Annotated in this window: 18 protein-coding genes and 5 tRNA genes; 3 read left to right on the top strand and 20 right to left on the bottom strand. The window is 66.1% G+C overall.

Features of this window, described 5'->3' with window-relative positions:
• Positions 1-85: 85 nt before the first annotated feature.
• From ABE472_RS03420 to ABE472_RS03385, 8 genes are all read right to left on the bottom strand, one after another.
• Positions 86-565, bottom strand: coding sequence for a GNAT family N-acetyltransferase (locus ABE472_RS03420; RefSeq protein WP_346465487.1), 480 nt, complete (start codon positions 563-565; stop codon positions 86-88).
• Positions 562-2,184, bottom strand: a complete 1,623-nt coding sequence (locus ABE472_RS03415; protein WP_313212024.1) for an FMN-binding glutamate synthase family protein — start codon at positions 2,182-2,184, stop codon at positions 562-564. Before ABE472_RS03415 ends, ABE472_RS03420 begins: the two co-directional genes overlap by 4 nt.
• A 31-nt stretch (positions 2,185-2,215) precedes the next feature.
• The gene (locus ABE472_RS03410) at positions 2,216-3,502 is read right to left on the bottom strand and encodes a nucleotide sugar dehydrogenase (protein WP_313212025.1); all 1,287 of its coding nucleotides are present in this window, start codon (positions 3,500-3,502) and stop codon (positions 2,216-2,218) included.
• Between the two features lie 303 nt (positions 3,503-3,805).
• Positions 3,806-4,261 (bottom strand): BLUF domain-containing protein, encoded by a 456-nt coding sequence (locus ABE472_RS03405; protein WP_313212027.1) that lies wholly within the window; start codon positions 4,259-4,261, stop codon positions 3,806-3,808.
• 107 nt (positions 4,262-4,368) lie between these two features.
• Complete coding sequence (locus ABE472_RS03400) at positions 4,369-5,400, bottom strand: TraB/GumN family protein (RefSeq protein WP_346465484.1); 1,032 nt, start codon at positions 5,398-5,400, stop codon at positions 4,369-4,371.
• 96 nt (positions 5,401-5,496) lie between these two features.
• Positions 5,497-5,583, bottom strand: a tRNA-Leu gene (locus tag ABE472_RS03395).
• A 64-nt stretch (positions 5,584-5,647) separates the two neighbouring features.
• Positions 5,648-7,057: an oxygen-independent coproporphyrinogen III oxidase gene (hemN, locus tag ABE472_RS03390; protein WP_346465482.1), complete on the bottom strand. Its 1,410-nt coding sequence runs from the start codon at positions 7,055-7,057 to the stop codon at positions 5,648-5,650.
• 44 nt (positions 7,058-7,101) lie between these two features.
• Positions 7,102-7,539 carry a group III truncated hemoglobin gene (locus ABE472_RS03385; RefSeq protein ID WP_313212030.1) on the bottom strand — a complete coding sequence of 146 codons (438 nt, stop codon included), beginning with the start codon at positions 7,537-7,539 and terminating at the stop codon, positions 7,102-7,104.
• Between the two features lie 188 nt (positions 7,540-7,727).
• Between ABE472_RS03385 and ABE472_RS03380 the strand changes: the two genes are divergently transcribed.
• Positions 7,728-8,021: a hypothetical protein gene (locus tag ABE472_RS03380; protein WP_121041710.1), complete on the top strand. Its 294-nt coding sequence runs from the start codon at positions 7,728-7,730 to the stop codon at positions 8,019-8,021.
• 2 nt (positions 8,022-8,023) lie between these two features.
• Positions 8,024-9,112 carry a 4Fe-4S dicluster domain-containing protein gene (locus ABE472_RS03375; protein ID WP_346465480.1) on the top strand — a complete coding sequence of 363 codons (1,089 nt, stop codon included), beginning with the start codon at positions 8,024-8,026 and terminating at the stop codon, positions 9,110-9,112.
• A gap of 55 nt (positions 9,113-9,167) precedes the next feature.
• Here the strand turns inward: ABE472_RS03375 and ABE472_RS03370 are convergent, their stop codons facing one another.
• The 8 genes from ABE472_RS03370 to ABE472_RS03335 form a co-directional block, all read right to left on the bottom strand.
• Complete coding sequence (locus ABE472_RS03370; protein ID WP_019183363.1) at positions 9,168-9,416, bottom strand: hypothetical protein; 249 nt, start codon at positions 9,414-9,416, stop codon at positions 9,168-9,170.
• A gap of 270 nt (positions 9,417-9,686) precedes the next feature.
• On the bottom strand, positions 9,687-10,148 hold the full coding sequence (locus tag ABE472_RS03365) for a BLUF domain-containing protein (RefSeq protein WP_313217838.1): 462 nt from the start codon (positions 10,146-10,148) through the stop codon (positions 9,687-9,689).
• 149 nt (positions 10,149-10,297) lie between these two features.
• The gene (locus tag ABE472_RS03360) at positions 10,298-12,352 is read right to left on the bottom strand and encodes an ATP-binding protein (RefSeq protein WP_346465479.1); all 2,055 of its coding nucleotides are present in this window, start codon (positions 12,350-12,352) and stop codon (positions 10,298-10,300) included.
• Positions 12,342-13,931 (bottom strand): ATPase domain-containing protein, encoded by a 1,590-nt coding sequence (locus ABE472_RS03355; protein WP_346465478.1) that lies wholly within the window; start codon positions 13,929-13,931, stop codon positions 12,342-12,344. Before ABE472_RS03355 ends, ABE472_RS03360 begins: the two co-directional genes overlap by 11 nt.
• 42 nt (positions 13,932-13,973) lie before the next feature.
• Positions 13,974-14,047, bottom strand: a tRNA-Cys gene (locus ABE472_RS03350).
• Positions 14,048-14,124: 77 nt separating this feature from the next.
• A tRNA-Gly gene (locus ABE472_RS03345) sits at positions 14,125-14,200 on the bottom strand.
• A gap of 146 nt (positions 14,201-14,346) precedes the next feature.
• Positions 14,347-14,422: transfer RNA gene (locus ABE472_RS03340), tRNA-Gly, on the bottom strand.
• A gap of 137 nt (positions 14,423-14,559) precedes the next feature.
• A complete protein-coding gene (locus ABE472_RS03335) occupies positions 14,560-15,666 on the bottom strand; it encodes an NAD(P)/FAD-dependent oxidoreductase (protein ID WP_346465612.1) in 1,107 nt (368 codons plus the stop codon).
• Between the two features lie 170 nt (positions 15,667-15,836).
• Between ABE472_RS03335 and ABE472_RS03330 the strand changes: the two genes are divergently transcribed.
• Positions 15,837-16,184: a hypothetical protein gene (locus tag ABE472_RS03330; protein ID WP_346465477.1), complete on the top strand. Its 348-nt coding sequence runs from the start codon at positions 15,837-15,839 to the stop codon at positions 16,182-16,184.
• A 90-nt stretch (positions 16,185-16,274) separates the two neighbouring features.
• Here the strand turns inward: ABE472_RS03330 and ABE472_RS03325 are convergent.
• The 4 genes from ABE472_RS03325 to ABE472_RS03310 form a co-directional block, all read right to left on the bottom strand.
• Positions 16,275-16,350: transfer RNA gene (locus tag ABE472_RS03325), tRNA-Gly, on the bottom strand.
• 46 nt (positions 16,351-16,396) lie between these two features.
• The gene (pgsA, locus tag ABE472_RS03320) at positions 16,397-17,020 is read right to left on the bottom strand and encodes a CDP-diacylglycerol--glycerol-3-phosphate 3-phosphatidyltransferase (RefSeq protein ID WP_088433209.1); all 624 of its coding nucleotides are present in this window, start codon (positions 17,018-17,020) and stop codon (positions 16,397-16,399) included.
• 9 nt (positions 17,021-17,029) lie between these two features.
• A complete protein-coding gene (gene uvrC, locus ABE472_RS03315; protein ID WP_346465476.1) occupies positions 17,030-18,877 on the bottom strand; it encodes an excinuclease ABC subunit UvrC in 1,848 nt (615 codons plus the stop codon).
• Positions 18,874-20,289, bottom strand: a complete 1,416-nt coding sequence (locus ABE472_RS03310) for a hypothetical protein (RefSeq protein WP_346465475.1) — start codon at positions 20,287-20,289, stop codon at positions 18,874-18,876. The genes uvrC and ABE472_RS03310 overlap by 4 nt, the downstream gene beginning before the upstream one ends.
• Positions 20,290-20,323: the final 34 nt, after the last annotated feature.

Raw genomic sequence — 20,323 nt, 5'->3', positions numbered from 1 at the left:
CCGGCACTACCGAGGTAGTGCGCACCGTGGCGTGCCGGACCGCCTGTCAGGACATGCAATCGGTAGTGCCGGCCGCTGGCCGGCATCAGCGCCTGCGCTGCATCCGCACCGAAGCGAGCGCTACCCCGCTGGGGTGTGGGTAGCTTTCCTCGCGCAACGCTTCAAAGCCACAGCGACGATAGAACGCGACCGCATTGAGCGAGGCTGAGAGCACCAAGGGCCGCGCCGGATCCGCCCGTGCTTGCATCGCCTGCATCAAGGTCAGGCCGATGCCACGGCCGCCGCAGTCGGGATCGACGAACAACGCATCGATTTCGTTGCCGGCCAGATCGATCACGCCATAGCCCAACAGCGCGCCGTCGGCGTCTTCGGCAATCACGCAGCCACCGGCGGCGAGCAGCGCGCGGTAGTGGTCCGGTGGCGGTGAGGCCGACCACGGGGCGATCACCTCCGGCGGATAGGCCGCACTGCACAGTTCACGTACGCACCGCGTGCGCAGCAGCCACAGTCTGTCCGCCTCCTCGGCACGGCCAACGCGCAAGCGCAGGTCGCGCGCATCGGTCATCGCGATTTGCTTGTCCGCAGCGCCTGGATGCGCGCCGGCGGCTGGAACGAATCACTGCGCGCATCGGCCCAGTAGTCGTGGAAGACCGCATGGTCCGGCACTTTGCGCAGCAGCTCACCCGGGGCCAGATAGCGGTACAGCGAAGCCAGTGAGCGGATTTCCACCGGCGAGACGCGGCGCAGGATGTGCTCCGGGCCCAACTCGGAAGGATCGTTCAAGCCGGCCGCGCACAACAGGTCGCGCAGCGCGCGCAGGGTGTTCTCATGGTAGTTGTGAACGCGCGTGGCCTTGTCAGCGGCGTCCAGGTGACGCCAGCGATGCGGGTTCTGCGTGGCGATGCCGGTGGGGCATTTATCGCTGTGGCAGCTCAGCGACTGGATGCAGCCCAGCGCGAACATGAAGCCACGCCCGGCATTGCACCAGTCCGCGCCCAGCGCGATGGTGCGTGCGATCTCGAAGGCACTGGTGACCTTGCCCGCCGCACCGACGCGGATGCGATCGCGCAGGTCCAGGCCGACCAGCGTGTTGTGCACCAGCAACAGCGCCTCGTGCATCGGCACACCCACGTGATCGATGAACTCGGCCGGCGCCGCACCGGTACCGCCCTCGGCGCCATCGACCACGATGAAATCCGGCAGCAGCCCGGTTTCCTGCATCGCCTTGGCGATACCGAACCACTCCCAGGGGTGGCCGATGGCCAGCTTGAACCCGACCGGCTTGCCGCCGGACAACTCGCGCAGCCGCGCAACGAACTGCAGCAGTTCCACCGGCGTATTGAACGCGCTGTGCCTGGAGGGCGATACGCAATCCACGCCCATCGGCACGCCACGGGTGATCGAAATCTCCTCGCTCACTTTGGCCGCCGGCAGCACGCCGCCGTGGCCGGGCTTGGCGCCCTGCGACAGCTTGATCTCGATCATCTTGACCTGATCATGGGTGGCGTTGGCGACGAATTTCTCTTCGCTGAAACCACCGGCATCGTCACGGCATCCGAAGTAGCCCGAGCCGATTTCCCAGACCAGGTCGCCGCCCATTTCGCGGTGATAGGGCGAAATCGACCCTTCGCCGGTGTCGTGATAGAAGCTGCCACGGCGCGCGCCTTCGTTGAGGGCGCGGATCGCGTTCGCCGACAACGAACCGAAGCTCATCGCGGAGATGTTGAACACACTGGCCGAATACGGCTTGGCGCAGTTCGGGCCGATCTGGATGCGGAAATCGTGGTGGCCGATCTCGGTCGGCGCCAGCGAATGGTTGATCCACTCGTAGTCCACCGCATAGGTGCTGCGCAGCGTACCGAACGGCACCACGTCCATTTCATTCTTGGAGCGCTGGTAGATCAGCGCGCGCTGCTGGCGCGAGAACGGCACATCCTCCAGATCGCTCTGCACGAAGTACTGGCGGATCTCCGGCCCGATCGATTCCAGCCCGTAGCGGAAGTGGGCCATCACCGGATAGTTGCGCCGCAGCGTGCTGCGCTTCTGCAGCAGATCCCAGGTGCCCAGCACCACCAGCAACGCCGTCACGCCGACGCCCCAGTACCAGGCGGGCCAGATCGTGGCCAACCACAGGCAGACCGGGAACAACCCGATGGCGAGCAGGTACGCGAGATAGCGATGCATGGCTTTCCTCAATCAATAGCTGCCCCCGAGTCTACAGGCGGTCGTCCACCACTTCCCGGGGCCACACGGATTTGACGTCGTACACCACACCGCCCGGCGTGAGCAGCGCGCGCACCTGCGCGGCGTCGAAGGCACGGAAACGATCATGCGCCACCGCCAGTACGACGGCGTCATAGCCGGCCGCATCCGGGGCCTCGACCCAGCGCACGCCCGCATCGGCCAGTGCGGCCGGCCCCACCCACGGGTCCTGCACGTCCACCCGGGCGCCACTGACCTGCAGGCGCTGCGCCAGTTCCAACGCGCGGCTGTTGCGCAGGTCCGGGCAGTTCTCCTTGAAGGTCACGCCCAGTACCAGCACGCGTGCCTGCGCGACATCGATGCTGCGCGATGCCAGCAGTGCCAGCACGCGTTGTGCGACATGCTCGCCGACCCGGTTGTTGACCTGTCGCGCGGTGTGGATCAGGTCCGGGTGATACCCCACGCTCTCGGACTTGTGCAGCAGGTAGTACGGGTCCACGCCGATGCAGTGGCCGCCGACCAGGCCCGGGCGGAACGGGAGGAAGTTCCACTTGCTGCCGGCCGCATCCAGCACGTCCTGGGTATCGATGCCGAGCCGATCGAAGATCAACGCCAGCTCGTTGACCAACGCAATGTTGACGTCGCGCTGGATGTTCTCGATCACCTTGGCCGCTTCGGCCACGCGGATCGAGGGCGCCGGCCAGGTGCCGGCCGTAATGATGCGCTTGTACAAGGCATCGACCACGGCGGCGACTTCCGGCGTCGAGCCGGAGGTGATCTTGCGGATGTCCGGCAACCGTCGTTCGCGGTCACCCGGATTGATCCGCTCCGGGCTGTAACCGCAATAGAAATCGACGTTGAAGCGCAGCCCCGATCCGGCCTCCAGCAGCGGCACGCAGACTTCTTCTGTCGTGCCCGGGTAGACGGTGGATTCGTAGATCACGATGTCGCCCGGCGTGAGCAGGCCGGCGATCAGGGTGCTGGCACTGCGCAGCGGCCCGAGATCGGGCTGCTCATGCGCATCGATCGGGGTGGGCACGGTCACGATGTAGACGTTGCACCCGGCCAGCTCTGAAGGATCGGCGGTGTAGCGGGCATGCAACGCAGCAGCCAGTTCATCCGCGTCCAGTTCCAGGGTGTGATCCATGCCACGCTGCAGCTCGGCGACCCGCGCCTGATCGATGTCGTAGCCCACCGTGGCCTGGTGCCGGCCAAAGGTCACGGTCAACGGCAGCCCAACGTAGCCGAGCCCGATGACCCCGATGCGCGCGGACACCGCGGCGGAAATGGCGTGCGTCATCGAGCGGCTCCGCACCGCGGAACCGGGCCAGCCATCAGGCGGGGCATCATCAGGGAATACGTCATGCGATACGGAGCCGGGAGACAGGTGGTGCAAGACTAACGCGCCCGACCCTGCCCCACAAAGAACAAAGCCGCCGCCCGCGGAGAGTACGGACGACGGCCAAAGGAATAATGGTCCAGCTGCGGTTACTACCCTTTCAGACAGCCTCCAAGGGCAAACCCCGCAAGACTGGTCACAGCTGGTAGAACGAGGATAGGCGTGCAACCGTGATTATTGTGTTACGGACAAGGTTGTTTTGCGTTACGACCCCAATGTCACTGCTGCCGGTTCCAACTCGCCGGACACACCGGTCCATGCCTCCAGCAGACGACCAAAACCTGCGGGCATATCGTCTGGCTCGGAACACCGCTGTTGGAACCCCTGCCAGGGCGCCTCGACGATACGCGCAAGCGCATCCGGTTCGACCGCTGCTGATGCCATCGTCCAGCAGGGGAAATGGCGTTTCTCCACGAACCCTCGCGCGAGTTCGCGCAGATTCGTATGGATGCGTGCGTTGAACACGCGCTGGAACACCGAGTCGACACCGTCCTCCGGTCCCTCGAAGTACTGCAGGAAACACCGGCCGTCGAACATCAGCACGCCGGTCACGCCTGCCACTTTGTTGAACCCCATTGCTGCTCGCAGGATCTGATCGATATCAGACGTTTCGATTCCATCGATAGCGTCGCTGACATAAGCGACCGCATGCAGCGGCATGAAGGATTTCCGGAATGAACTGAAGCTGACTATGCCATGAAGTTTTCGCACTGGGTAGACACCGAATGTGCTCACGGTCTCGTTACGAATCGCCCGTTAGTCACGCCTTATTCCGGTGCCTGGACCTCATAGCCCCGGGCACGCAGTTGATCGGCATAGCCACCGGGCACCAGCAGCGAGGTGACCGGGACGGTCGCAAAGGTGACCGCATTGCGCGCCAACGCCTCGCCGGCCAGGGTCATCCATTTGCGCTGCGCCTGCGCATCGACATCGGTCAAGCCACGCCGCCGCCCGAAATCGCTGTTGGCCACGGCATCCACGCAGGCCAGGTACTGCCCCTTCACCGCCAGCCGCTCCAGCGCCTCGATATCACCGACCGACCAGGCGTTGGCGCGCTCGGCCAGCAGCGGCAGGCCGTGTTCGACCACATCCAGGGTACGGCGGAAGCACTCGACATCCTGCAAGGCGGTGCCACGCACTTCCTTCAACGCCTGCCGCGGGTCGGCGATCTTGATCGTGACCTGGGTCGGGACCGGCGTGAGACCGTGCGCCTTGCTGGCCTTCTGCACGATCCTGGACACCGGTGAGGAACGGCCGAGGCCGACATCCTTCAGTGCGGCGGCATACAGCTGGGTCGCGGCCACCAAGGGCCGGTCTTTCTCGATGCCTCCGTCGCGGCCGATGTGGCGCTGCTTGAGCACTTCCCAGCGCGCGTAGAGATCGGGCGGCAACACCTCGCGCAAGGTGCGTCCGTCGGGATCACGGGCAGCCTTCATCGCCGAGGGCACCAGGGTCAGCCCGCGGAAAAAGCCCACGTCGGCATCCAGTGTCCAGCCCGGCGAGCCGAGCACTTCCTGCGCGCTGGCGATCACCGCCTGCACCTCGTCGGCACGCCACGTCAGCTTGGCTGGCAGCGGCGAAACCGTCCCGAGAATCCACAGTGTGTGGCCCTGGGCATTTCGGACCTGCCACATGCCTGGCCCGGGCTGCTCACCCGAGACCACCACCGGGGCGAGATCGATCACCTCGCCTGCGGCCTGCGCCGGCACCTGCATCTGGGCCTGCGCATGGGCCACGCCGCCGAACAGCAGCGCCACGCCCCACACCAGTGCTTTCCCTGCACGAACTGCGTTTGCCATGTGGCGTGTCCGAGGTGGGTTGCTGCGCAGCGTACGGTGGCACGCGGCCGGCTGCGTAAAGTTTGCGTTGCGCGGGCAACGCGTGAAACTGGCCGTTGGTGCCCGGGGCCGGAATCGAACCGGCATGGGGTTGCCCCCGGCGGATTTTAAGTCCGATGCGTCTACCAGTTTCGCCACCCGGGCAACGGCGCGCATAGGGTGCCTGATCGCGCCCGGTTTTGGAATGCACGCGTCACTGCGGCCCCGCTCAGATCGCGCGGGAATACCGCACGGGCTGGTCCGGCTGCGTCAGATAGCGGTCGAAGCACATCGCCAGCAGCCGCAGCAGTGGGCGCCCGCGCTCGCTCGCGCGCACCACGCCCTGCGCGTAATCGGCCAGGCCGTCTGCCTGCAGTGCCGCCAGCGCGCGCAGTCCCTCGGCGAAATACGTCTCGAAGTCCACGCCGTGCCGTGCCGCCAGGGCTGCCCCGTCCACTTCTCCCTGGCACATCAACTGGCCAATCACTTCCGCGCGCAGCACATCGTCCTGGTCCAGGGTCAGGCCGCGCCAGACCGGCAACCGCCCTGCATCGACCGCCGCTTCCCAGGCCGGCAGTTCACGCGGGTTCTGGCTGTAGGTCTCGCCGATGTGGCTGATCGCGCTGGCCCCCAGGCCCACCAGATCGGTGTCGGCGTGCGTGGTATAGCCCATGAAGTTGCGGTGCAGTTGCCCCGCCCGTTGTGCCCGTGACAGGTCTTCCTCCGGCAACGCGAAATGATCCATGCCGATGTACTGATAGCCCGCGTCTGAGAGGCGCTGCACCGCCAAGCCCAGCAAGGCCAGCTTCTGCTCGGGGCTGGGCAGATCCGCATCGGCGATCTGGCGCTGCGCGCGGAACAGGTGCGGCAGGTGCGCGTACCCATACACCGCCAGGCGATCCGGTCGCTCGCGCAGCACGGTTTCCAGCGTCTGCGCGAAACCGGGGAGTGTCTGCTTCGGCAGGCCGTAGATCAGATCGACATTGACCGAGCGCAAGCCATGCTCGCGGCAGGCACGCAGGATATCCAGTGTGTCCTCCACGCCCTGCTCGCGGTTGATGGCCTTCTGTACATCCGGATCGAAATCCTGCACGCCGAGGCTGGCGCGGTTGAAGCCCAGCTCGGCGAGCACCGCGATATCGGCGCGTGTGACGAAGCGCGGGTCGAGCTCGATGGAGAAATCGCGCGTGGCCGCCGTGCTGAAGTTGAAGCGCTGGCGCAGCCCATCGATCAACTCGCGCATCTGTGCCGGCGCCAGGAAGTTGGGCGTGCCACCGCCGAGGTGCAGCTGGATCACTTCGCGCGCCGGATCGAACTGCGGCGCCATCAGGTCCGCCTCGCTCAGCACGCGGGCGACGTAGCTGATGCCTTTGCTGTGATCGCGGGTGATGACCCGGTTGCAGCCGCAGTAGAAACACGGGCTGCTGCAGTACGGCACATGCACGTACAGCGACAGCGCGCGGCCCCGGCGGTTGCTGTCCACGATGGCCTCGCGCAGGGCCAGCTCACCGTAGCCGTCATGGAAATGCGGGGCGGTGGGATAGGAGGTGTAGCGCGGGCCCGGCCGGTCGTGGCGACGCAGCAGCTCGGGATCGAAGTGCCAGGCGAGCCCGGCGGCGGCAGGCGAGAAGGTATCCATGCCGCCAGCTTGCGCGTGCGCGGGTGCGCACGCATTGCGTCAGATCAATTCACGCCCGGGCGGCCCGCCATCGGCAGGCTCGGCCAGCGCAGCATCTGGAAGCGACGCCAGAAGGTATCGGCGATCCGCTCGGCGACATCATCGGCCAGCCGCTGCATCGGTGGATTGCCGCATTCGGCGGTGGTCTGCCGGAACAGGGCCAGCCAGCGGTCGAACAGATCGCGATCCAGCTCATCCATGGCCATGTGCTTGGGCATGGGCGCGCCTTTGAAGCGCCGCGTGCCGCGCAGCATCGCCGACCAGAAATCCACCAGCTGCGCCAGATGCGCATCCCAGTCGTGGATCCGCGCCGTGAACACCGGCCCCAGGCGCGGCTCCTCGCGGACACGCGCGTAGAAGTCGTGCACCAGGCGGGTGACGTCCTCTTCGCTGCACAGGTCCAGTGCCGGAAGAGGCAGCACGTTGTCGGTGGGATCGGACATGAACACCCTCGGGCAGCAACGCCCAGCATCGGCGGCAGGGGCTGCCGCTGCCTTGATCAGGATCAATGAAGCCGACGGCGAAGCCTTCTAGTCTGGGAGCTCGACAGGAAGCGCGCACTCGCGGTCCCGGCCCCCGGTCGGCGCGAAGTATAGCCGTGCCCTGCCCCCTCCTCCTGACCGTGGCCGCAATGAACGACCTGCACGACCCGCCCGACGGCAGCCGCCGACGGCTGATCCAGCAATGGGGCGCCATCCTGTGGCCCAGCTTCGTCGCGGCGGGCCTGGCCAGCGTGGTGTTCTTCGCCTTTGTGGACCCGCTGCGCCTGCGCGACATCAGTTTCCCGCAGCACGAGATCAGCCGCGAGCTGGGCTACACGCTGGGGTTCTTCATGTTCTGGGCGGTCACCGCCGCCGCCAGCGCGATCACCTGGTACCTGCTGCGGCCGATGCCCAGCGACGATGACGACCTGCCACTGGGGTGACCATGACAGACCGCCTCACCCTGCATCTGGTCGATCCCTCGCCTCCGTCCCCGGCCCCGGGCCGGCGCGCGCCGCTGCGCTGGCGGCCACTGCTCTCGGTCATCCTGCTGGCCGGCTTCTATCTCCTGCCGTGGCTGCGCTGGGAGGGTCGCCAGGCGCTGTTGTTCGACCTCACCGCGCGCCGCTTCGATCTGTTCGGCTGGACCCTCTGGCCGCACGACGTCGGCATCCTGCTGGGCCTGGCCGCCGTGCTGGCCACCGCGTTGGTACTGCTCACTCACCTGGCCGGCCGGGTGTGGTGCGGCTACGGCTGTCCACAGACCTTGTGGAGCCGGTTGTTCCGGTGGATGGATCAAGGCACCGCACGCTGGCTGCCGGCCACCGGCGCAGCGCGTGCGGTCAAGCATCTGCTGTGGCTGCTGGTGGCCGCGTGGACGGGCATCACCTTCGTGGGCTTTTTCAGCCCGATCCACGGTCTGGTCGGTACGCCGTGGCCACCGGTCTGGAGTGGCTGGGAAACGTTCTGGATCGTCTTCTATGCGGCAGCCACCTGGGGCAATGCCGGCTTCCTGCGCGAACATGTCTGCCGCGAGCTGTGTCCGTATGCGCGCATCCACGGCATGTTCTGCGACAACGACACGCCGCGCATGCAGTACCACGCACGCCGCGGCGAACCGCGCGGCCCACGCGTGGCTGGGCTGGGCGGTGTCCAGGCGCGGGGACGCGGGCTGCTTGATCCCATCAGCGCCAGCGACTATGCCTTCCGCGCCGCACATGAAGACATCGCTGGCCCGATGCCGCACTTCAGCGCCGATCGCCTCGGCGATTGTCTGGATTGCGGCGCCTGCGCCAACGTGTGCCCGATGGCGCTGGACGTGCGTGCCGGGCCGAACGCTGATTGCATCAGTTGTGGCGACTGCCAGGATGCCTGCGATGCACGCATGCGTGCCTGGCAGTTCCCGACCGGGTTGATCCGCTATGCACGCCCATCGGCCATGCAGCAGCACCCGACCCGGTGGATTCGTCCGCGCACGCTCGCCGCCGCCGGCACGCTGCTGGCGCTGCTGGCCATCGGTCTTCATCACCTGTAACGGCGCCGCGTTGGCGGTTGTCCCCCGTACCGGTTCCCGGTCCCCCGACCCGGTCTCAGCGCGCGCGCGGGCGTGCGCTGCGCGGCGGCACCAACTGGGCGCGCCGCACGATCCCCAACTGTTCAATGATCAACGCCAGCTCATTGGTGACACGGGTTCGCGCGGTGCCCTGCGCGGGTGGGACCAGACGCTCGAGCACGCGCTGGTAGGTGGACCAGAATTCCGGGCCGCAGCCATGTTTCACGTAGCTGGCTTCCAGCTCGGTTCGCACTCCGTCAGCCAAGTCATGTTCGCCGTATTCCATACGACCTCCGTGGGACTTGCTTGCTTCAGGGACGACAAAACCCCCTCAGGGGCGGATTCACTTCGGGTTCACCTAAAATTTGCACGGTCATCGCATTAAGTCAATTACCCGAAGGGTAAAGGCCACGCCCCTGATGAACCGTTCATACAACGTCCGAACCCGTGCCTGCATCATGCAGGCCGGGTATTGACAGCAATATGTCAGGGCAGCGCTTCGGATACTCCGCGCCTGGCCGCCCCGCCCCGGGAAGCTGCACAGGGGCGCGCCACCTCACTCGGCCGCCGAGCGGCTCTCCTGCATACCCGCGCGCGCGGGCAGGTGCGGCGCGACGAACTGCATCAGACGTTCCATGGCACTGCCTGCCGGCGGTCCGCCCGCGGCGCGATCGGCAAAGGCCTCCCATTCTCCGGCAGACAAGATCTCGACCAGGGTCGGCTCCACGCCCAGCCAGCGCATGCTCCAGTAAGGAAAATAGCGCGCAGGCACGCGGGCGTGACCGAGTTTGCGAATGTTCCGATGACTGCGGGCCTGCAGTACCCGCTCGTGTACCGCCGACACCCCATCATCCGGGCCTTCGAAGTACTGCAGGAAACGACTGCCGTCGCAGAGAAGCACACCGGTGACCCCGGCCAGGCTGTTGAAGCGGATGGCATCTTCGACAAGGGCGTCGAGATGCTCCGCAGACAGCGGGCCTGCAACGTCGCTGACATACGCGATCGCGCAAAGGGGCATGGGTAAACTCCGACGATTTCAAAGCACTATGCTGGCACTTTCAGGTATCTAAATAAAGCCGTTGCCTGAAGCGTTCAGAACACTTTCAAAACGAATGCTCCTCGTCGTGCACGCTTTCGCCGGACAGACACACGCCGGGTGCCGCGGGACTACCGATGTCCCGCCATCGAGCTTCTTACCGCCTCACTGAACGCATCGAGCAGGAACGGCTTGGCGATCATCGCCATGCCGTTATCGAGGAATGCCGAGCGCTCCTGTGCTTTCTCTGCGTAGCCGGTCATGAACAGCACCGGCAACGAGGGCCGCGATTGCCTCGCGATTTCGGCCAGCTGGCGTCCGTTGAGGCCGGGCAATCCGACGTCGGTGATCAGCAGGTCGATCTTCTTCGATGAGCCGAGGATCGGAATGGCGCCATCGGCATCACCCACGACTTCGGCGGTATACCCGAGGTCTTCCAGCACCACGGTGACGAGCATGCGCACCTGCTCGTCGTCCTCCACCACCAGGATCGACTGCCCGGCGCCGAGCGACACCGGCTGTGCGCTCGGTGCACCGTCGTCCTCGGCGGCGTCGTGCACCACCGGCATGAACAGCGCTACCGTGGTGCCCTGCCCTGGCGTGGAATCCACCGTGATGTGGCCGCCGGACTGCTGCATGAAGCCGTAGATCATCGACATGCCCAAGCCCGTGCCCTTGCCGATCGGCTTGGTAGTGAAGAACGGCTCGAAGATCCGCTCGACCACCTCCGGTGGCATGCCGGTGCCGGAATCGGAGACCGATACCACGGCGTACTCGCCTGCCGGAATGGTCGGCACCTCGCCCTCGGCGGCAAAGACGTGCGAGGTCCGCAGGATCAACTCACCCCCTTCAGGCATCGCGTCACGTGCATTGATCGCCAGATTCAGCAGCGCGCTTTCGAACTGGTTGCTGTCCAGGTTGGCGCGCAGCGGCGCGTCACTGGTCGCCATCTGGATGCGGATCTTCTCGCCCAGCGTGCTGCGCAGCAGGTGCTGGACCGAGCCCACCAGCGCATTGAGTTCCACGGTCTTCGAATCCAGCGACTGACGTCGCGAAAACGCCAGCAGACGCTGGGTCAAGGCCGCCGCGCGCTGGCTGGAGGCGGTGGCCGCATCCAGGAAGCGCTCCATCCCTTCCATGCGCCCCATGTCCAGGCGCATGCGCATGATGTCCAGCGAGGACAGGATGCCGGTCAGCATGTTGTTGAAGTCGTGCGCGATGCCGCCGGTCAACTGCCCGATCGCATCCATCTTCTGCGACTGGCGCAGGGCCGCTTCGCTGGCCTCGCGCGCGACCATCTGCCGCTCCAGCTCCGCCGTGCGCTCGGCCACCATCGCCTCCAGGTCCGAAGCATGTTGCTGACTCGTTTCCAGGGCCAGCTTGGAGGCAGTGATATCGGTGACGAACACGTGGAACCCGTCCGGCGCGCCGTCGGCATCGAAGCGCGGCGAATAACGGATCTCACTGTCGCGCCGGCGGCCGTCACTGAACGGCCAGTTGGCCTCGAACACGATGTGCTCGCCCGCCAGCGCACGTTCGATCAACGGGCGGCGGCTGCTCCATACCTCCTGCCCGAATACCTCCGGCACGCGTTTGCCGATCACGGCCGATACCGGACGCTCGAACCAGGCCTCATACGCCTTGTTGGCGAAGCGGTAACACAGGTCGCGGTCGATGAAGGCGATCAGCACCGGCATCGCATCGGCCACCAGGCGCAGCTCTGCTTCGCTGCGCTCCAGTGCGGCACGGCCATCGGCCAGCGCCCGCATCTGATCGCGGACCAGGAACTGCTTGTCGCGCGCCCGCAGCGCACTGCGCACGGAGCTGAGCAGCGAGCTGCTGCCCAGCGGCCGGTCCAGCTCGATGATGTTGATCGACAACTGCAGGCCAGGATCGGCCAAGGGGCGCTTCTGCGAGCGCGGCGAACGCAGCAGAATGAAGGGAATATCCGACCAGGACGGTTGCCTGGCCAAGGGCTCCAGCAACGCGGCGGTGCCCTTGGCGACCGCCTCTTCGGTGACGACCACCGCGCCAACGTCATCATCAAGCGCGTCGGCCAGCCGTGGCAGGCTCTCCTGGATCGCGGTCCGCAGCCCGGCGGCATTGAGTACGTCGGCAATGCTCTGCGCATCGCGCCCGAACGGCGCAACGATATGCACCACACCGGAAACGGAGTCACTCTGCACGGGTGTGGCCGAGCAGATGCGCCGTATTGCCCACGAATTCCGGCGTGCCGGTCAGAATGCCCTTGAACTCGTTGAGCGGGGCACTCAGCGAAATCCCCTTGCCGTCGATCTTCAGCTCGCGGATCGTATTCTCGTGCGCACCGCCCCGATTCTTGATCACCGAGATCGCCTTGCGGATGCGCCCCTGCGATTCGAAGAACCGGAACAACACGACCGAATCGGCGATGTAGGAAACGTTGAGGTTGCCGGTCGACATGGTGCCGACCAACCCGTGTTGCGGATTGATCAGGATGGTCGCCACGCCCTTCTGGTTGAGGTAGGACAGCATCTCGTGCAGCTGAAGCATCAACTGCTTTTCCTGGGGCATCGCGGTGACGTAGCCGTTGAGACTATCGATCACCAGCAGGCGGCAGTGGCGCTCCTCGACCGCACGCTGCATGTTCCAGGCGAACTCGCCCGGTGAGACCTCGGCCGGATCGACCTGGAGGATTTCCAGCAGGCCCGACGCCAGGTGTTTGCTCAGATCGATATCCAGCGACTCAGCGCGGGCGAGCAAGGTGCCGATGCGCTCATCGAATTCGAAGATGCAGCAGTGTTCACCGCGCTCGCAGGCCGCCCAGACGTACTGCAGCGCCACATTCGTCTTGCCGCTGCCAGCCGGGCCGGTCAACAGCGTGCTGGTGCCCCGCAGCGGACCGCCGCCGAGCAGACTGTCGATCTCGCCGACCCCGCTGCTGATGGGCGTACCGTTGAACGCGGCGTGGTGGTCCGAGGCGATCAACCGCGGGAAGACCTCCAGGCCCCCTTCGCGGATGGTCATGTCATGGTAGCCAGCGGTGAAGTTCACTCCGCGCAGTTTCTGGACATGCATCCGGCGGCGCGCCGGGCCGAAATCCAGTGTCAGGCGCTCCAGCGACACCACGCCATGGCAAAGGCTGTGCAGCTGACCATCGCGCTCCTCACCGGAGGCCGTCATGTCATCGACCAGCACCACGGTCGCGCTCTTGGGCGCAAAGAACTGCTTGAGCGAGAGAATCTGCCGGCGATAACGCAGCGGATCCTGCGACAGCAATCGCAGCTCGGACAGCGAATCAAACACCACCCGATGCGGCTTGATGCGCTCCACCTCGCTGAGGATCAGCTTGACCGTTTCGTCCAGCTCGACTTCCCAGGAGTGCAGTACCGACTGCATCCGTCCGTCGCCCAGCGCTTCCTCGGCCGAGGCCAGCTCGAACAACTCCAGCCCATCCAGGGACCAGCCGTGCGCATTGGCAACTTCTCGCAGCTCGTCAGCTGTCTCGGAGAGCGTGATGTAGAGGCAGCGCTCGCCCTTGCTCAGCCCATGCAGCAGAAACTGCAGGGACAGCGTGGTCTTGCCGGAGCCTGGGGGTCCTTCCAGCAGGTACAGCCGTCCCTGCGGGAAGCCCCCGCCGAGGATGCTGTCGAGGCCTTCGATACCCGTCGCTACGCGTGCTTTTTGTGTCTGCATAAGGCTGCCAAAGTGGACGGCCGCAGCATACGAAGCGCGTTGTGTAGGCCCTGTCGGCTCTGGCCTCCGAAACTGAATGGAGGCCCACAACGCACAAAGCCCGCTTTCGCGGGCTCTGGGCTACTTTCTATTTGGAGGCCTGGGTCGGAATTGAACCGGCGTACGCGGATTTGCAGTCCGCTGCATGACCACTCTGCCACCAGGCCGGTGACCCTACGATCATCGAAGGCGTGTTGCGTGCCCCGATAAAACAAGACCCCGAGAACGGGGCCTGGTCAGGATTTGGAGCGGGAAACGAGACTCGAACTCGCGACCTCAACCTTGGCAAGGTTGCGCTCTACCAACTGAGCTATTCCCGCAAAATCAAGCCTATATGTTACCGAAACCACTCGAAACACACCAGCTTTTTCACACTTTTTTTCACATCCCGGCCCCTGCTTCCGGACCGGATGCCCGCGTGCCACCGCGGAGAAAAACAAGGCCCCAAGGGGGCCCTGTCGAAATCTGGAGCGGGAAACGAGACTCGAACTCGCGACCTCAACCTTGGCAAGGTTGCGCTCTACCAACTGAGCTATTCCCGCAGACTTTCGCTTGCCCCGGCTGCACCGCACCGTGAAGTGCTGGAGGCTGCCGGCCCATCGACCTGCGTCGAAGGAGCGCTATTGTGTCGGGATTCCTTCACGCCGTCAACATGCTTGTTCATCAAAAAGCGCGGGGCCTACACACGCATCCCGCGCCGATGGAAATACACCTGCTCGGCCACCCGCCGCATCGCGCCGGACTGCAGCACCAGATCCAGCGGCCAGTCCATCTGCAGGTGGTCCATCGCCCAGCGCAGCAGACGTTTGCGGCGGAAGGTGGGGGCTGCTTTGCGCGCCACCGCTTCTGCGGGCGGCCCATTGCCGCGCAGGTGCAGGCCGGCGGCATCGCCGATCGCCCAGCCATGCCGCCAGGACGAATGGATGCCGCCGGCCGACAGCGGCGACACGATGCCCGCCGCGTCGCCGGTGAGGATCACCCCGGGCGCGGTGATCGGACCGTCCGGCAGGCCACACGGCACCAGCCCGGCGCGCGTGGCGGTGGGCACCGCTGCCGCCGGCAGGCCGACCACGTCGCGCACATGCTGCAGGAATCCCTCCATATCGGGCTGCCGTGCATGGGCCGGATCGTGTCGCAGCGCCAGCCCCACCTGCACGCCCGTCGGATTCTGCGCCACCCAGCCGATGTACCCCGGGGCGAAGCGCTTGCTGGCGAAGCAGTGCAGTGCCCCGGTTTCGGCCAGCTGTACGCCGCCAAACTCCTGCTCCACCCCGTACAGATTGTCCTGCACCCGGCCCAGCCCGGTGCGCTGCGCGACGCGCGAGGTGGCGCCGTCGGCACCGATCAGATACCGGGTGCGCCCTGCCCCCTCCACCTGCCAGCCGTCACCGTAGCGCCGTGCCTGGGTGAACGACTGCTGCAGGCGAAGGTCGACCCCGTTGGCGCACAGTTCGGCCGCCAGCCAGCGCAGCAGGTTCGGCGTGTCGGTGGTCATGAAGTAGTAGCCCGGTGCCGCCAGCAGCACGCTGCGCAGGCTGGGGGCGTACAACCGCACCCGCTCTACACGCTGCAGCAGCTCCGCCGGCGCCCGGCCCAGCCACGTCTGTTCGATGGCCTCTTTGACGATGATGCCGGTGGTATGCAGGCGCGCGCCGGGATCGGCCTTGCGCTCCAGCACGCACACGCGCAGGCCGTACTGGACGGCGGCGAGCGCGCAGGCCGCGCCGGCGAAGCTGGCACCAACGACGACAAGGTCCCAGTCGTAGGCGGTAGAAGACGTCTCCATCAACGGGGTGTCCTGTGCGGTCGAGGCGTACAGGATCGAATGCATGGAGGGGGAGGCAATGAAGTGCCGGTGAAGCGAGTATGAAGCGCCGCCTTTCCCCACCGCCATCGCAGCATGCATGGGAGAATCCGCGTTACGCCGGCGGACCACGCCGTCCCTTATCGAGCGCCATGACCAGCCGCACCTCGCGCACTATCTTTTTCGGCATGGCCGGATTGTTGTCGGCCCTGCTCATCGCCTGCGTGGCGACCCAGCTGGGTTCCAACACCTGGATGTTGTTGACGGACCGAAGCAACACGCTTCCGACCGAGTCGTCGATCTTCTCGTTCGAGCCCTACGTGATCAACGAGGGGTCGTCGAACTACTGGTTGTATGGCAAGGACGGCCGGAACTACTACCACTTCGTGCACCGCGACGACGCCGCCTACGTGTACCTGCCCATCGACAATGCCTGCCCCGGCTTCCAGCGCGACGACATCCGCACCTGGTGCAATGTGCGCATCGGCCAACACCGCTGACGACGCACGCCGCAGATACGAAAAAAGCGACCCGAAGGTCGCTTTTTTCGTTGCTTCACACCGCGGTGGAATGCCGGTGGATGCTGTATCTGGAGCGGGAAACGAGACTCGAACTCGCGACCTCAACCTTGGCAAGGTTGCGCTCTACCAACTGAGCTATTCCCGCTTGGGAGGCGAAATTCTACAGCCAAATGCACCCCTGTCAACAGCCCTCACGCATTCTTTTTTGCTTTGGCGTTCTCACGCGCAAGGCGCTCGTCTTCGCGCAGGCTCGGCCACGCGGCGTGCAGGTATTGCAGGCCCGACCACAGTGTCAGGATCGAGGCGATCGCCAGGGTCCAATCGCCGATGTGGAAGACCTGGGTGCCCATCCAGATGTCCTGCATCGGGGTGTGCGGCGCGACCGAGTACAGCAGGCACAGCAGCGCGACCATCTGCGCGGTGGTTTTCACTTTGCCGATCACCGCCACACGCACTTTGGCCCGCTGGCCGATTTCCGCCATCCATTCGCGCAGTGCCGACACGGCGATTTCACGGCCGACGATCACGGCCGCCCAGACCGCCATCCACGCGGTGGGATGGCCCTGCACGATCAGGAACAGCGCCACGGCCACCATCAGCTTGTCCGCGACCGGGTCGAGGAAGGCGCCGAACGCGGACTGCAGGTCGTAGCGGCGGGCGATCCAGCCGTCGAGCCAGTCGGTGAGCGCAGCCAGGCCGAAGATCGCCGCCGAGGCGAAATTGGTCCACTTGTAGGGGAGATAGAACACCAGCACCAGGACGGGGATCATCACGATCCGCAGCAGGGTCAGCCAGGTGGGGAGGGTCAACTTCATTGCGTCTCTCTACTCGCCCGCCGCGTCGGGCGTGGGCAGTCCATGAAGGTTAGCGTAGATACGCGCAGCGAGGGCGTCATTGATGCCGTCCACTTTCGCGATTTCCGCTTCGCCGGCGGCTTTCAGGCCGACCAGGCCGCCGAAATGTTTGAGCAGGCTGGCGCGCCGGCGCGGGCCGATGCCAGGAATATCCTCGAGTTTGCTGGTCATCCGGGCCTTCTGGCGGCGCCCACGGTGGCCGGTGATGGCGAAGCGGTGGGCTTCGTCACGCACCTGCTGGATGAACTGCAGCGCCGGTGAGGCCGCGCCCGGGCGTAGTTCGCGGCCATCCGGCATGACCAGGGCTTCATGCCCTGCCCTGCGCTCCACACCCTTGGCCACGCCGACCAGCATCACCCCTTCCACGCCCAGATCGGCCAGCGCCGCCTGCGCCTGGGCCAACTGGCCGGCGCCACCATCGATCAGCAACAGATCGGGCAGCACCGCATCTTCCTCCACCGCCCGGCGGAAGCGCCGCTCGATCGCCTGGCGCATGGCCGCGTAGTCATCGCCGGGCTCGATGCCGCTGATGTTGAAACGGCGGTACTGGCTGCGCACCGGGCCCGCCGCATCGAACACCACGCACGAGGCCACGGTGGCTTCGCCCATGGTGTGACTGATGTCGAAACACTCCACGCGCTTGACCTGCTCGGTCAGGCCGAGCATCTGCCGCAGGTCTTCGCTGCGCGCGTGCTGGGCGGTGCGGCTGCCCAGCTCGGTCACCAGGGTGATCTGCGCATTGCGTGCGGCCAGTTCCACGTAGCCTGCGCGCTCACCACGCACGTTCCAGCGCAGCTGCACCTTGTGCTCGGCCGAAGCACTCAAGGCCGATTCGATCAGGCTGGCATCGGGAATCTCACGGTCGAGCAGGATCTCGCGCGGCGGCGCATGCTCGGCGTAGTACTGGGAGACGAACGCGCCCAGCACTTCGTCGGCACTCTCCTCGCCATTGGTGCGCGGGAAGAACGGCCGCGTGCCCATGTTGCGGCCATCACGGAAGGCCAGCAGCAGCACGCAGGCGCTGGCGCCCTGGGTGGCGCAGGCGAGGACGTCCAGATCGGCCGCGCGGCCATCCACGTACTGGCGGGTCTGCATGCTGCGCAGCGAGGCGATGAGATCACGCAGGCGCGCGGCCTGCTCGAACTCCAGTGCTTCGCTGGCGGTCTGCATCTGAGTGCCGAGCTCGCGCGCCAGCTGGTCGCTCTTGCCTTCCAGGAACATCGAGGCGCGGCGGACGGATTCGGCGTAATCCTCCGGGGCCACCAGCTCCACGCAGGGCGCGCTGCAGCGGCCGATCTGATACTGCAGGCAGGGCCGCGAGCGGTTCCGGAACACGCTGTCTTCGCAGCTGCGCAGCTTGAACAGCTTGTGCATCAGGTTGAGCGTTTCGCGAACGGCGGTGACGCCCGGGTACGGACCGAAGTAGCGCCCGGGCACCGCACGCGGGCCACGGTGCAGCGCGATGCGCGGCCATTGTTCGCGGGTCAGCAGCACGTGCGGATAGGTCTTGTCGTCGCGCAAGGACACGTTGTAGCGCGGCGAGAGCGACTTGATCAGCTGGTTTTCCAGCAGCAGCGCCTCGGCCTCCGAACGGGTCACGGTCACGTCCATGCGCGCGACCTGCGACAGCATCGACATGATCCGCGTGGTCTTGGGCGTGCCGTTGAAGTAGCTGCCCACGCGATTGCGCAGCGCGCGCGCCTTGCCGACGTACAACAGCGTGTCGTCGGCGGCGTACATGCGGTACACGCCGGGGGCGGTGCTCAGGTGGGCCGCAAATGCCTTGCCATCGAAGGCGGGGGCGGAAGAAACAGTCATTCGTTGATCGGCACGTCGCTCAGGACACCACTGACGGGGTCGAATCGCAGCACGGCATGGGCATCGGTCTCGGCAATCCACACCGCGCCACCACCCAGTGCCAGGCCAGCCGGGCCATGCAGGCGGCGCGGCAACTCCAGCGTACTCAGCTCACCACCGCCCAGGCGCAGCGTGCGCAGGCGGCCGTTGCCGGCATCGGCGATCCACAGCAGCGGCGCATCCGGACTCAGGGCAATTGCCTGCGGGTACTGCAGCAGTGCCGAGGTGCGCGGGCCGTCCTGTTCGCCGAAGGTCCACAGCCCCTGCCCGACCAGCGTCTGCACCAGATCACCACGCAACTGCATGGCGCGGATCGAGGAGCCCAGCGCATCGCAGACGTACAGCACCTGCTGGACCGCAGCGACCGAGCACGGCTGCGCGAACGCGGCCATGTGGCCACTGCCGTCGCGCTCGTCGATGGCCCCACTGCCCGCGCGCCACTGCAGGCTGCGCTGGCCAAGGTGATAGCTCCAGATACGGTTGTCGCCGGCCATCGCGATGTGGATCTGGTTATCGGCGACGGCCAGCCCCTGCGGATGATTGAGGGCGGTGTGGCGCGGATCGGCGACGGGCCCTTCAATCGGCTCACCGGGGCGGCCGGTGCCGCACAGCGTGTCGACCTGGCCGGAGAGCAGATGGACGCGGCGCAGGGCATGGTTGCCGGTGTCGGCCACGTACAGCCATTCGCGCTCCAGCGCGAGGCCCTGTGGATGGTGGAAGGCCGCCTGGGCCTGGTCGCCATCCATGAAATCGGCGGTACCCATGCCGAACTGGCGCAGCACGCGGCCACCATGGCTGCATTCCAGCACGCGGTGATGGCCGGTGTCGGCGATGTACAGGCGCTCGGTGGTCACCGCCAACCCGGTCGGGAAGCGCAGCGGGAGGCGCGGCTCGGGACTGAGTTCACGGGCGCCGTGCAGATCCTCATCGGACGGCCGCGAGCTGCCTTCGCACAGCGCAGTGAGCGAGCGTTCCAGTTCCCCGCCGAGACCGACCAGACGCTCGCGCTCGCGCCCTTGGGCATCGAGCAGGACCAGGGTCGGCCATGCGGTCACGCCGAAGCGGCGCCAGCCATCCCAGTCCGCATCCAGCAGGGCCGGCGCGTTCAGCCCCTGGCGGCGCAGCAGCTTGAGGGACTGATCGGGATCGCGCTCGCCGTCAAAACGTGGCACCTGCAGCACCAGCAGCTGCAGCTTGCCCGGGTTGCGTGATTGCCACTGGGCCAGCTCGGCCAGCCGCTGCGCGCACCACACCGAGGCGGCATTGACGAAGGCCAGCACGACCGGCCGCCCCTGCAGCTCGGCCAAGGTGGTCGGTTTGGCGTTGAGCCAGGTGGCGAACTCGGGCAGATCCTGGACGGGCTGGACGTTCATGCCCCGATTATGCCGGACTACGCGTCATGCAACC

The organism is Stenotrophomonas sp. TWI809 (genome assembly GCF_039673205.1).
GTDB lineage: Bacteria > Pseudomonadota > Gammaproteobacteria > Xanthomonadales > Xanthomonadaceae > Stenotrophomonas.
Note: the sequence above shows the minus strand (reverse complement) of the source record. Positions and strands in the feature narration are given on the sequence as shown.